The organism is Streptomyces sp. NPDC098781, assembly GCF_044759995.1.
Classification (GTDB): Bacteria; Actinomycetota; Actinomycetes; order Streptomycetales; family Streptomycetaceae; genus Streptomyces.
Genome location: NZ_JBIWAK010000012.1, coordinates 23,322 through 36,256 on the forward strand (window position 1 = coordinate 23,322; position 12,935 = coordinate 36,256).

Below are 12,935 nucleotides of genomic sequence, written 5' to 3' on the forward strand. Positions count from 1 at the left end.
CTCCCATGCGCATTGTGGTTCTGGCAGGCGGCATCGGTGGTGCACGGTTCCTGCGCGGTCTGAAGCAGGCCGTGCCGGACGCGGACATCACGGTCATCGGCAACACCGGGGACGACATCCACCTCTTCGGGCTGAAGGTCTGCCCGGACCTCGACACGGTGATGTACACGCTGGGCGGCGGTATCAACGAGGAACAGGGCTGGGGCCGGGCCGACGAGACCTTCCACCTGAAGGAGGAGCTCGCGGCGTACGGCGTGGGACCGGAATGGTTCGGGCTCGGTGACCGGGACTTCGCCACACACATCGTGCGGACGCAGATGATCGGCGCCGGGTATCCGCTGAGCGCGGTGACGGAGGCGCTGTGCGACCGGTGGAAGCCGGGCGTGCGGCTGATCCCCATGACGGACGACCGCGTGGAGACGCATGTGGCGGTCGAGGTGGACGGCGAGCGCAAGGCCGTCCACTTCCAGGAGTACTGGGTGCGGCTGCGGGCCCAGGTGCCGGCCGAGGCGATCGTGCCGGTCGGCGCCGAGCAGGCCAAGCCGGCGCCGGGCGTCCTGGAGGCGATCGCCGGCGCGGACGTCATCCTCTTCCCGCCGTCCAACCCGGTCGTCTCGGTCGGCACGATCCTCGCCGTGCCCGGCATCCGCGAGGCGATCGCCGACGCGGGCGTGCCGGTCGTCGGCCTGTCCCCCATCGTCGGGGACGCGCCCGTGCGCGGGATGGCCGACAAGGTGCTCGCGGCGGTCGGCGTGGAGTCGACGGCGGCGGCGGTCGCCGAGCACTACGGTTCGGGACTCCTGGACGGCTGGCTGGTCGACACCGTGGACGCCGGCTCCGTCGACCGGGTCTCGTCGGCCGGGATCCGCTGCCGGGCCGTACCGCTGATGATGACCGACCTCGACGCCACCACACGGATGGCCCGCGAGGCGCTGGCGCTGGCCGAGGAGGTGCGCTCGTCTTGAGCGAGGTGTCTGCCGACGGCTACCGGGTCTGGGCCGTCTCCGGAATTCCCGAGGTCCAGCAGGGCGACGACCTCGCGAAACTGATCGCCGCCGCCGAGCCCGGTCTCGCCGACGGCGATGTCCTCCTGGTCACCTCGAAGATCGTCTCCAAGGCGGAGGGCCGGGTCGTCGAGGCGGCCGACCGGGAGGCCGCCATCGACGCGGAGACGGTACGGGTCGTGGCGCGTCGCGGCCCCCTCCGCATCGTCGAGAACCGGCAGGGCCTGGTGATGGCGGCCGCCGGCGTCGACGCCTCCAACACTCCCGCCGGGACCGTGCTGTTGCTGCCCGAGGACCCGGACGCGTCCGCGCGCGCGATCCGCGACGGACTGCGCGACGCACTCGGCGTCGACATCGGCGTCGTCGTCACCGACACCTCCGGGCGTCCCTGGCGCGCCGGGCTGACCGACGTCGCGATCGGCGCATCGGGTGTCCGGGTACTCGACGATCTGCGCGGCGGCACGGACGCGCACGGCAATCCGCTCAGCGCGACGGTCGTGGCCACGGCGGACGAACTCGCCGCGGCCGGTGACCTGGTCAAGGGCAAGACGGCCGGTCTGCCCGTCGCCGTGGTGCGCGGGCTGGCGCACACGGTGACCACGGACCACGGCGACGGGGCGCGGTCCCTGGTGCGGGACGCGCGCGACGACATGTTCCGGCTGGGCACCTCGGAGGCGGTACGGGAGGCGGTGACTCAGCGCCGTACGGTACGGGCGTTCACGGACGAGCCCGTCGACCCCGGGGCCGTACGCAGAGCGGTCGCGGCGGCGGTCACCGCGCCGGCGCCGCACCACACGACGCCGTGGCGGTTCGTGCTGCTGGAGTCGGCGGAGTCGCGGACACGGCTGCTCGACGCGATGCGGGACGCCTGGATCGCCGATCTGCGGCGGGACGGCAAGAGCGAGGAGTCCATCGCCAAGCGCGTCCGGCGCGGCGACGTGCTGCGCAACGCGCCGTATCTGGTGGTGCCGTGCCTGGTCATGGACGGTTCGCACACCTACGGCGACGCGCGGCGGGACGGCGCCGAGCGGGAGATGTTCGTCGTCGCCACCGGGGCCGGGGTGCAGAACTTCCTGGTCGCGCTGGCCGGGGAGCGGCTGGGCTCGGCGTGGGTGTCGTCGACGATGTTCTGCCGGGATGTGGTGCGCGAGGTGCTCGGGCTGCCGGAGGACTGGGATCCGATGGGGGCGGTGGCGGTGGGCCACCCGGCGGAGGAGCCGCGGGCGCGGCCGGAGCGGGATGCCGGGGCGTTCGTCGAGGTGCGCTGAGCACGGCTCGGCACGCTGGGGCCCGTGGCGCCTCCACGTCGCCGTGCGCGTGGCACCGCTACGACACCAGGACCTGTAAGCACGCGTCCACGCCACCAGGGCCCGAAGCGCCTCTACGGCACCAGGCGCTGTAAGCACCTCCGCGTCCCCAGCCCCGTAGTGCCTCCACGACACCGGGCCTCGTAAGACCTCTCCGGCGTTTACGCTCGTAGAGCCCTGTCGTAACCCTCCCTAGGACCTCATCCGTGGCCGGACGTTTCAGCCAGCGGCCCACGCGTACGACCGTGCGCGGTGGGCATGTCGCCGTGCCCGGCGGGATACCGCGACAGGCCCCGGCGCCCGCGCGCACGCGTGTCTGGGTGCCGGACGGGCCGCTCGATCTCGGGCTGGTGCTGGGGCCCTTGCGGCGTGGTCCGGGGGATCCGACGTTCCGGGCGACGCCGGACGGGTCCGTGTGGCGGGCCTGCCGTACGCCTGCCGGACCGGGGACCCTGCGGGTCACCTCTCGCGGCTCGGAAGTGCGGGGCGAGGCGTGGGGGCCGGGGGCCGAGTGGCTGCTGGAGCGGTTGCCGGAGCTGCTCGGGGCCGCCGACGATCCGTCCGTCTTCGTACCGCGGCACCGGCTGGTGGCGATGGCCCGGCACCGGCGGCCGGGGCTTCGGCTGACGCGGACCGGGCTGGTGATGGAGTCGTTGATTCCGTCGATTCTGGAGCAGAAGGTCACCACCGACGAGGCCTATCGGGCGTGGCGGTTGCTGGTGCGCAAGTTCGGCGAGCCCGCGCCGGGGCCCGCGCCCGGGCGGATGTGTGTGATGCCGGACGCGCGGACCTGGACGCTGATTCCGTCCTGGGAGTGGCATCGGGCCGGGGTCGACAACAAGCGGGCGTCGACGATTCTGCGGGCCGTGCGGGTCGCCGCGCGGATGGAGGAGGCGACGCGGATGTCTCCCGAGCTGGCGCAGGCGCGGTTGGAGGTCGTGCCGGGGATCGGGCCGTGGACGTCGGCGGAGGTGGTGCAGCGTAGTCACGGGGCGGCGGATGCGGTGACCGTGGGGGATCTGCATCTGCCGGGGATCGTGGGGTTCGCGCTCGCCGGGGACCGGGACGCGGACGACTCCGTGATGCTGGAGCTGTTGGAGCCGTATGCCGGGCAGCGGCATCGGGCGGCTCGGTTGATTCTGCTGAGTGGGCGGGTGCCGGGGCGGCGGGCGCCTCGGATGCCTCGGGGGGATATCGGGCGGTTGTGAGGGGCGGGGCGCGCTGTGCGCGCCGCCAGGGGGTTTCGCCCCCGCCGCCCCTACCCGTCCCGTTCCCAGGGGCTTCGCCCCTTCGACCCCACCAGGGGGCTGCGCCCCCTGGACCCCCGTCGGCCCCGAAGGGCCTTGTCCTCAAACGCCGGACGGGCTGAAAAAGCCGCCTACAGGTCCGGCGAGAACCGCACCGCCCCCGCCGGTATCCGTGCGTCGCACCACACCCGTGCCCCCTCCATCAGCTCGTTGTCCGCGCCGATCACCGCGCCGTCGCCGATGACCGTGCCGGTGAGTATCGAGCGTTCGCCCACGCGGGCGCGGGTGCCGATGAGGGAGTCCGTGATGATCGCGCCGGGTTCGATGACCGCGCCCGGCAGGATCGTGCTGCCGAAGACACGGGCGCCCTCGGCCACGAACGCGCCCTCGCCCACGACCGTGCCGCCGGTCAGCTTCGCGTCGGGGGCCACCGTGGCCGTGGGCAGGACCAGGCGGTCGCCGCAGCGACCGGGCACGGCCGGAGACGGGGCCCGGCCGAGGACCAGGTCCGCCGAGCCACGGACGAAGGCCGCCGGTGTGCCCAGGTCGAGCCAGTACGTCGAGTCGACCATGCCCTGAAGGTGGGCCCCGGCCGACAGCAGGTCCGGGAAGGTCTCGCGTTCCACCGACACCGGCCGCCCCGCCGGGATCGTGTCGATGACCGAGCGGCGGAAGACGTACGCCCCCGCGTTGATCTGGTCGGTGACGATCTCCTCGGGCGTCTGCGGCTTCTCCAGGAACGCCGTCACCCGGCCCGTGTCGTCCGTGGGGACGAGGCCGTACGCCCGCGGGTCCGTCACCTTCGTCAGGTGGAGGGAGACATCCGCGCCCGTTGTCTCGTGCGTCCGGACCAGGGCCTGGATGTCCAGGCCGGTCAGGATGTCCCCGTTGAAGATCAGGATCGGGTCGTCGGGCCCGGAGTGCAGCCGGGACGCCACGTTGCGGATGGCGCCGCCCGTGCCGAGGGGCTCCTCCTCCGTCACGTACTCCAGATGCAGGCCCAGTGCCGAACCGTCGCCGAAGTACGGTTCGAAGACCTCGGCCAGGTAGGACGTCGCGAGGACGATGTGGTCCACACCCGCCGCTCTCGCTCTCGCCAACTGGTGCGTGAGGAACGGCACCCCGGCCGCCCGGACCATGGGCTTCGGCGTGTGCACGGTGAGCGGACGCAGCCGAGTGCCCTTGCCGCCGACCAGGAGGATCGCTTCTGTCACCTGTCGTCTCTGCTTCCTGCCGGGACCGGCCGAACTGTCTTTCGGCCGGCCAGTTTATGCAGACCGTTGTGCGGCACCATCGACGGCAGTGCGGTATCCCGCCGCTTGTCCCCCGACAGCGGTGAATACGACCCCAAGCCCCCCGCGGTCCCCCGTGGCCCCCCACGAACCACCCGTATATCCCTGAAACACCCCGTATGTCCAGCGTGAACGGCCCTCCCGGACTGTCCCGCCCCGCCTCAACGCCCCTGGAAGCGGGCCGCCGAGGCACGAGCCGAGCCGAGCTTGCGGTAGAGCTGCAACCCCGGGCACTCGGTGGAGAAGCCGTCCCGATGACCGGAGATCACGTTCAGCCGTACGTTCTTTCCCTTTCGGTAGAGATTGCCACCGCCGGACTTCAGATATGTCTTTCCGCGCGGATTGGCGCCGTAGAGCCCCAGTTTCCACGCCGTGAGCCGGGCGATGGCCTTCACCGCCGCGGCGGTCGGCTTCCTCGCCCCGTAGCTGCCGAGGACGGCGATCCCCGTGCTGTCGGAGTTGAAACCGAGTGTGTGGGCGCCCAGGACCGGCTTCGCCACGCCCCCGGCGCGGCCCTCGTAGATGTTTCCGCACTTGTCGACGAGGAAGTTGTAGCCGAGGTCACGCCAGCGCATGCTCTTGACGTGGTAGCGGTAGATACCGCGAATGAGCGAGGGAGCCTGCGTGCACCAGTAGGTGCCGCCCGAGGCCGTGTGGTGCACGAAGGCCGCCTTCACCTTCTTCGTGTAGGAGAACTTCTTCTCCCGCCAGGCCTCGTTGGCGCCCCAGCCGCGCCGCGTGACGATGCGCGGCCGCGGCCCGATGTACGGCTTCGCCCGCTGTGCCTCGGTCAACTCGCTGCCGCGCAGGGTCACCAGCTCCCGTTCGGTCTCGGCGCGGCCGAGTTCGGGGATCTCGGCGGCACCGAGGGGGGCGAGTTCGGAGTTGGCGGCCGCGGCGGCGAGGGCCTCGGCGGTGCCGGCGGCGCCGGCGGTCCCGGGGTTCAGCGAGCCGGGGCGGGGACCGGGGTCGCTCGGCGCGGTGGCGGGGTCGCCGGGGTCGACGAGTTCGAGCCGGAGCCCGTCGGGCAGCGGGGCGATGGCGGTGGGATCGACCGAGGTGTCGTCACCGTCCTTCGGACCCTCGTCGGGTCGAGGCTCTGCGGCCTCCGGTATGACCCGTACCTCCACGCCGTCCGACTCGCCGACCCACAGGGGCGCCGTGGCGCCCCGCACCCCACCGCCGGAGGCGCGCTCGGCCGCGTCCGGGTCGGGGGCGTGTTCGGCGTTGTGGGTCTCCACGTCCTGCCAGTCGGACCACACGCCGTCGGCGACCGCGCGGGTACGGACCTGGACACGGCCGTGCAGTTCGGTGCCCGCGTCCTCCCAGACGACACCGACGAGGGAGAAGTGCGGTACGTCCCGTCTGGACAGCCCCTGTTCACCGGGGACGGGGGCAGGGGAGCCGACGGTTCGGTCGCGGGTGAGGGGGATGAGGGGCAGCGACTGGGTGCTGCCGGGGAAGTCCGGTTCGGCGCCCGCGCGCCGCGTCGGCGAAGCGGCGGCCACCGTCGCGCTCATGGCGGCTTCCGCTCCGAATGCCGCTCTCGCGGGCGCCGCGCCGGCGGGTGGGGCGAGCGGCAGGGCGAGAGCTGCCGCACACGTGACACCGATCGAGGAAGCAAGGAATCCACGCATGCTCCTGATGTTGGACATAGTCATACAAACCTGTCCATTGGGAAACTGACGGTGCGTCGGCCCGCGGCTCCGCCGAACCGGTGGCGGCCGGGCCGCCCACCGGGGGATCCACGGGTGCGCCTGCGCGTACCCTTGCCCGGGTGAACGCCACCGATCGCACCCCTGCCGACCTGCTGCGTTCCGCGCTCGCCGCGGATGCCGGACGCCCCCTGGTGACCTTCTACGACGACGCCACCGGGGAACGCGTCGAATTGTCCGTGGCCACCTTCGCCAATTGGGTGGCCAAGACCGCGAACCTGCTCCAGGGCGACCTCGGGGCCGGTCCGGGTGACCGGGTCACGCTGCTGCTGCCCGCGCACTGGCAGACGGCCGTGTGGCTGCTCGCGTGTTCGTCGGTGGGGACGGTCGCCGACGTGGGCGGGGACCCGGCCACCGCCGACGTGGTGGTGAGCGGGCCGGAGGGCCTGGAGGCGGCGCGGGCGTGCCGGGGGGAGCGGGTCGCGCTGGCGCTACGGCCGCTGGGGGGCCGCTTCCCGCAGTCGCCGGCCGGCTTCGCCGACTACGCGGTCGAGGTTCCCGGTCAGGGCGACGGCTTCGCCCCGTTCGCTCCGGTCGACCCCGAGGAGCCGACGCTGATCGTGGCCGGTCGCGAGTTCAGCGGGGCCGAACTGGTGGAACGTGCCCGAGCGGAGGCCCCGGCACTGGGGCTCACGGGGCCCGGCTCCAGGATCCTCTCCGCCCTGCCGTACGACACGTGGGAGGGCCTCAACGCCGGGCTGTACGCGGCGCTGGCGACCGGCGGTTCGGTGGTCCTGTGCCGTAACGCCGAGGCGCTGAGCGAGGAGTCCTTGGCCAAGCGCATCGAGGCGGAACGGGTGACGGCGACGGCGCGGTAGCCTCCGGCATCCCGCACCGACCGGCCCCCGGCACCGCGACGCCCGGCCCCGGCACCGCGACGCCCCGTCCGGGGGCCTGCGGCCCCCAGGCCCCCCGCTTCCGGCCCCGAAAGGGCCTCGTCCTCGAACGCCGGACGGGCTGAGATCGCCTGGACCAGCGCCGAAGGGTGCCCCCCGCACGCATCCGCCACCCGTTCGGCCCAGCATCACCGGCCACCCACCCCTCACCCGCGCGATGGTCGTAGGAGCAGCCCACACCACACGCAGCAGTACGCAATGAGGGGTGGACCCAGCCGTGACCGACTCCGCACATGCGCGCCGGGGGCCGGTGCGGCGATGGGTGAAGCGGGGGGCCGTCGGGGTCGTCGCCCTGGTCGTCGTCGCCGGTGGTGTCGCCTGGGCCGTGTACGCCAAGCTCGACTCCAACATCACCCCGGACGAGGCCGCCGCCGCGGAACTCGCCCGGTACGAGAAGGAGCGGCCCACCTCGCTGGTGCGCGGCGCCCAGAACATCCTCGTCATCGGCTCGGACTCCCGGGCCGGCTCGGGAAACCGCCGCTACGGCAAGGACTCCGGCACCGAGCGCTCCGACACCACCATCCTGCTGCACCTCTCGGCCAAGCGCCGCAGCGCCACCGCCGTCTCGATACCCCGTGACCTGATGGTCGACGTCCCCGGCTGCCGCCGCCGTGACGGCCGCCGCAGCGAGCCCATGTTCGCGATGTTCAACTACGCCTTCCAGGTGGGCGGTTCGGCCTGCACGGTCCGTACCGTGGAGCGGCTCACGAACATCCGCATGGACCACCACGTGGTCATCGACTTCCACGGCTTCAAGGAGATGGTCGACGCCCTCGACGGCGTGCAGATCTGTCTCACGAAGCCCATCAACGACAAGGCCGCCAAGCTGCGGCTGCCCGCCGGGAAGGTGACCCTCAACGGCGAGCAGGCGCTCGGCTACGTCCGCGTCCGCAAGACCCTCGGCAACGGCAGCGACACCGACCGCATGGACCGCCAGCAGCGCTTCCTCGCCGCGCTGGTGCACAAGGTGCAGAGCAATGACGTACTGCTCAACCCGGTCCGGCTCTATCCCGTCCTGGACGCCGCCACGTCGTCCCTCACCACGGACCCGGCCCTGGCCAGCTTGCGCGGTTTGTACGAACTCGCGCGGGGGGTGCGCGACATCCCCACCGAACGCGTGCAATTCCTCACGGTCCCCAGAGAGTCGTACGTCCACAACGCCAATCGCGACCAGCTCGTGGAGCGGGAGGCCGAGCGGCTCTTCCAGCGGATGCGCGCCGATACTCCGGTGGAAGTCGCGGATTCGCCCGAAATGCACCGCGGCTCCCAGCGGACGGATTCGCACGGGCGTTCCTCTCGCGGGGACGGGAAGTCCGCTTCCGGTCGACCCGAGGCGTCCGCCGATCCCACTCCCCCGGCACCCACTTTCCGCGGCAGCACGGCCGCCGAGAACCCCTGTAAGTAAAGCGCTCACCAAGTCGGCGAACCTCAGTTCAAAGAAATGAGACGGATTGCCCAGTTGTAGGGACGTGGAATTTGTCACCGTCGTCGCTTGACGCTGAACTGGGCGGATAGTGTGAGCGATCCGGTGCTCCCTGCCGTAGTTAGGCTTGCGCACTGTTTGACCGAGACCCGAGCGCCTTGTAGGGGGAAGGCGCCGCGTGGCCCCGACGGAGGATTCAGACAACCGTGGACGCGCAAGGCCGTGGGCGGGCGGACGATATCGATCCCGCAGACCAGTGGGTGCTCAATCCGAACACCGGCGAATACGAACTGCGACTGAGTCCTTCCGGACCGCAATCGTCGGTTCCCGGGCCCCGCAGAGCCGCCTCCCGCACCAGCACCGCCGCACGCACGGCGGGCAGGACCGCTCAGGGCGCGGGGGGCGCCCAGAGCGCGGGTGGCTCCCAGGACGCAGTACGCAACCGGACCGCGGCGCCGCCGCGGGAGACGCGCCAACCACCGGGCCGTGAGGTCCCGGCGCAGCGCAGACGCCGAGGTGCACCGGAGGAGCCGCCGCCCGGGCGGCGCGGTCGCCGGCCGGTGAAGAAGAAGGGCAAGGCGAAGAAGGCCGTGCTCTGGACCGGCGGAATAATGGCGTTCGTCGTGGTCGCCGCCGCAGCCGGTGCGTATCTCTACATCGAGCACCTCAACGACAACATCCAGTCCGTCTCCGACGACGGCGCGAGCACCGGTGGCTTCAGCAAGGACAAGGCCATCAACATCCTGCTCATCGGCACGGACAAGCGCACGGGCGCGGGCAACGAGAAGTACGGCGACTCCGGCAGCGCCGGGCACGCCGACACCACGATCCTGCTGCACGTCTCCAAGGACCGCTCGAACGCGACGGCGCTGAGCATCCCGCGCGACCTGATCGTCGACATCCCGGACTGCCCGACCACGCAGGAGGACGGCTCCCAGAAGGTCATCCCGGGCGAGACCGGCGTCCGCTTCAACACCAGCCTCGGTCAGGAGGGCCGTACGCCCAGCTGCACCGCGCGCACGATCACCGAGCTGACCGGGATCAAGCCGGACAACTTCATGGTGGCCGACTTCAACGCGGTGAAGACGCTGACCACGGCGGTCGGCGGCGTCGAGGTCTGTCTGGCCAAGGACATCGACGATTCCGACTCCAAGCTCAACCTCACCAAGGGCACCCACACCATCGAGGGCGAGGACGCGCTGGCCTTCGTCCGCACCCGGCACTCGGTCGGCTTCGGCGGTGACCTGAGCCGGATCGGGCTCCAGCAGCAGTTCCTCAGCGCGCTGATGCGGAAGCTGAAGTCCAACGACACGCTCACCAGCCCGACCAAGATGATCAAGCTGGCCGAGGCGGGCACCAAGGCGCTGACCGTCGACTCCCAGCTCGACACCATCGACAAGCTGAAGGACCTCGGGCTGGAGCTGGGCAAGCTCAACACCAAGAACCTGACCTTCACGACGGTTCCGGTGATCGACAACCCGGCGGAGGCGGTGAAGACGACCGTCGTGCTCAACGAGTCGACGGCGCCCCAGGTCTTCGAGGCGATCCAGAACGACGTCTCCTTCACCGAGGTCAAGCAGCAGAAGCAGAAGGAGGCCGCCGCCGTGGCCGCCCGGCTCAAGGGCACCAAGGCCGACGCCTCCGAGGTGCGGGTGCAGGTCCTCAACGGCGGGGCGCCCGCCGGCAGCGCGTCGGAGACGCTCACCTGGCTCCAGAACGACGAGGGCGTCACCAAGTCGGAGAACGCCGGCAACGCCCCCGCGTCGCTGGCGAAGACGACGTTGGAGTACGCGCCGGACCAGGCGGACCAGGCACGCCGGCTCGCGGACATCATGGGCCTGTCCGGGTCCGCGATGAAGCCCGGCAAGAGCGTGACCAACTCGCAGGGCCTGCCCACGATGACCCTGACCCTGGGCAAGGACTTCAAGGGCGCGGGCACGTCCCTGACCGCCCCGACGAAGGCGCCCGACGTGGAGAAGTCCACGGCGGACAAGGTCGAGTGCGCGAAGTAGCCGACGGGTAGTGCCCCAGCCGGCCGACGGGCCCGTTCCCCCGCCCACTTGAGGAGGGGGACGGGCCCGTTCCGGTACGTCCTGCCACAGGCGCCCGGGCAGACGTACGAAAACTGCGGCGAGGAATGCAACTGTCCCCGTCGCTCGTTGGTCTGATACACGACACGGTCGTGTCAGCCGGCGTTGGCCGGGCGCTCCACGCGGCCGTAGCGGCGCGGATTTTGCCGACACCTGGCCAACCCGGGTCGGGCCCACAGAGGTCTGACAGGTGGCGAACCGGTGCCGGACAGACTGCTCTGCCATGGTTCGCTCCGCACCGGACAGGGAGGTCCGACCCGCGGAGCGCGGCCGTGTCGGGCAAAGGGTGGGGAAGGGCGGAGAGTTGGCGCAGAGCAGTGTGCGAGGGGAGGCCCCCGCGGTGGACGACACCATGTCGCTCACCCCGCGGGCCGACCAGGCCACGCCGGCCGACGGGAGCGGCCGGCACGGTGGCGGGGATTCCACGAGCGGCCGCGGATCGGACGGCAGGCCCCGCAGACGGCGGGTGCTGCGCTGGTCGGCGACGGTTCTGGCGGTGGTGATACTGGGCACCGCGGGTGCCGGCTATCTCTACTACCAGCACCTCAACGGCAATCTGAAGAAGGACGACCTCAACATCGGCGACGCCAAGGACCGCGCCGCCGAGTCCGAGGCGAACGCGGCCGGTCAGACGCCGCTGAACATCCTGCTGATCGGCTCGGACGCGCGCGACAGCAAGGAGAACCAGAAGCTCGGCGGCGCCAAGGAGACGTTCGGCGGCACACCGCTCGCCGACGTCCAGATGCTGCTGCACGTCTCCGCCGACCGCACCAACATGTCGGTCGTCAGCATGCCCCGCGACACGCTCGTGGACATACCCAAGTGCACGGACCCCGACAGCGGGGACGCCTACGACGCCCGTGAGCGCGCGATGACGAACCAGTCGCTCGGCCGCGGCGGACCGGGGTGCACCGTGGCCACGTGGGAGAAGCTGACCGACATCCACATCGACCACTTCATGATGATCGACTTCTCCGGTGTGGTGTCGATGGCCGACGCGATCGGCGGTGTACCGGTCTGTGTCGACCAGAACATCCACTCCAAGGACAGCGAGGGCCACGGCTCCGGGCTGAAGCTGAAGAAGGGCACCACGTACGTCAAGGGCGAGCAGGCCCTCCAGTGGCTGCGCACGCGGTACGGCTTCGAGGACGGCAGCGACCTGGCCCGCGCCAAGGCGCAGCACCAGTACATGAACTCGATGGTCCGCGAGCTGCGCAAGAACGCCAAGCTGAGCAACCCGGGCAAGCTGCGGGCCCTCGCCGAGGCGGCCACCAACGCGCTCACCGTCGACCCGGGCCTTGGCACGGTCGCGAAGCTCTACGACCTGGCGGGCGAGCTGAAGAAGGTGCCGACGTCGCGCATCACCATGACGACGATGCCGAACGAGTACGACACGGTCCAGACCGGCCGGGTGGTGCCCACCGACGACGCGACGAAGCTGTTCCGGCTGGTGCGTGAGGACATCGCCCTCGACGGCAAGGACGACAAGGACAAGAAGAAGACCACCGAGGAGCCGGCCTCCACCGACCCGGCAGCGGCGGACGACAAGATCGCCGTCCAGGTGCAGAACGGCACCCGCACCGACTCCCTCGCCCCGGTCTCCGGTCGCGCGACCACGGTCGCCGGGCTGCTGGCCGGCAAGGGCTTCACCCAGGCCGTGGCGGACTCCTCGACGACGCCGATCGCGGACACCACCGTGGTCCGCTACCCGAGCGCCGACCTCCAGGGCGACGCCCAGCGGGTCGCCAAGGCCCTCGGTGTCCCGGCGAGTGCCGTGGAGAAGTCCACGGACGTCTCCGGGGTGACCCTCGTCGTCGGTGCCGACTGGCGCAAGGGCACCGCCTACGAGGCACCCAAGCAGGACGACACGACGCCGGACACGGCCGACGCGCTGAACGCCTCCGACACCAAGGCCTGTATGAAGGTGAACGACGGCTTCACCTGGTGACGGGCGCCGCGCC

The 12,935-nt window shown here is 71.3% G+C and carries 9 protein-coding genes; 7 read left to right on the forward strand and 2 right to left on the reverse strand.

The window, feature by feature from the left end:
- The first annotated feature begins 5 nt into the window (after positions 1–5).
- From cofD to ACIQWG_RS36875, 3 genes are all read left to right on the forward strand, one after another.
- On the forward strand, positions 6–965 hold the full coding sequence (gene cofD, locus ACIQWG_RS36865; protein ID WP_404104205.1) for a 2-phospho-L-lactate transferase: 960 nt from the start codon (positions 6–8) through the stop codon (positions 963–965).
- Entirely contained in the window at positions 962–2,272 is a 1,311-nt protein-coding gene (locus tag ACIQWG_RS36870) for a coenzyme F420-0:L-glutamate ligase (protein ID WP_404104208.1), read from the forward strand. The genes cofD and ACIQWG_RS36870 overlap by 4 nt, the downstream gene beginning before the upstream one ends.
- A 245-nt stretch (positions 2,273–2,517) precedes the next feature.
- A complete protein-coding gene (locus ACIQWG_RS36875; RefSeq protein WP_404104211.1) occupies positions 2,518–3,519 on the forward strand; it encodes a DNA-3-methyladenine glycosylase family protein in 1,002 nt (333 codons plus the stop codon).
- A 170-nt stretch (positions 3,520–3,689) separates the two neighbouring features.
- On the opposite strand, the gene ACIQWG_RS36880 is transcribed toward ACIQWG_RS36875, so the two are convergent.
- Both ACIQWG_RS36880 and ACIQWG_RS36885 read right to left on the reverse strand, forming a co-directional pair.
- Entirely contained in the window at positions 3,690–4,772 is a 1,083-nt protein-coding gene (locus tag ACIQWG_RS36880; protein ID WP_404104213.1) for a sugar phosphate nucleotidyltransferase, read from the reverse strand.
- Between the two features lie 239 nt (positions 4,773–5,011).
- Positions 5,012–6,505 (reverse strand): peptidoglycan recognition protein, encoded by a 1,494-nt coding sequence (locus ACIQWG_RS36885; protein ID WP_404104637.1) that lies wholly within the window; start codon positions 6,503–6,505, stop codon positions 5,012–5,014.
- A 122-nt stretch (positions 6,506–6,627) separates the two neighbouring features.
- Here ACIQWG_RS36885 and ACIQWG_RS36890 point away from each other — a divergent pair, with 122 nt between their 5' ends.
- The 4 genes from ACIQWG_RS36890 to ACIQWG_RS36905 all read left to right on the forward strand — a co-directional run bounded on the left by ACIQWG_RS36890 (position 6,628) and on the right by ACIQWG_RS36905 (position 12,922).
- Positions 6,628–7,383 carry a TIGR03089 family protein gene (locus ACIQWG_RS36890; RefSeq protein ID WP_404104216.1) on the forward strand — a complete coding sequence of 252 codons (756 nt, stop codon included), beginning with the start codon at positions 6,628–6,630 and terminating at the stop codon, positions 7,381–7,383.
- Between the two features lie 340 nt (positions 7,384–7,723).
- A complete protein-coding gene (locus tag ACIQWG_RS36895; RefSeq protein WP_404104639.1) occupies positions 7,724–8,866 on the forward strand; it encodes an LCP family protein in 1,143 nt (380 codons plus the stop codon).
- Between the two features lie 224 nt (positions 8,867–9,090).
- The gene (locus tag ACIQWG_RS36900; RefSeq protein WP_404104220.1) at positions 9,091–10,896 is read left to right on the forward strand and encodes an LCP family protein; all 1,806 of its coding nucleotides are present in this window, start codon (positions 9,091–9,093) and stop codon (positions 10,894–10,896) included.
- Positions 10,897–11,326: 430 nt separating this feature from the next.
- A complete protein-coding gene (locus ACIQWG_RS36905) occupies positions 11,327–12,922 on the forward strand; it encodes an LCP family protein (protein ID WP_404104642.1) in 1,596 nt (531 codons plus the stop codon).
- Positions 12,923–12,935: the final 13 nt, after the last annotated feature.

Excerpts from the sequence above, each read along its gene's own strand:
- ACIQWG_RS36885 (WP_404104637.1), bottom strand. The coding sequence starts at position 6,505 with ATGTCCAACATCAGGAGCATGCGTGGATTCCTTGCTTCCTCGATCGGT.
- ACIQWG_RS36905 (WP_404104642.1), top strand. The coding sequence starts at position 11,327 with ATGTCGCTCACCCCGCGGGCCGACCAGGCCACGCCGGCCGACGGGAGC.
- cofD (WP_404104205.1), top strand. The coding sequence starts at position 6 with ATGCGCATTGTGGTTCTGGCAGGCGGCATCGGTGGTGCACGGTTCCTG.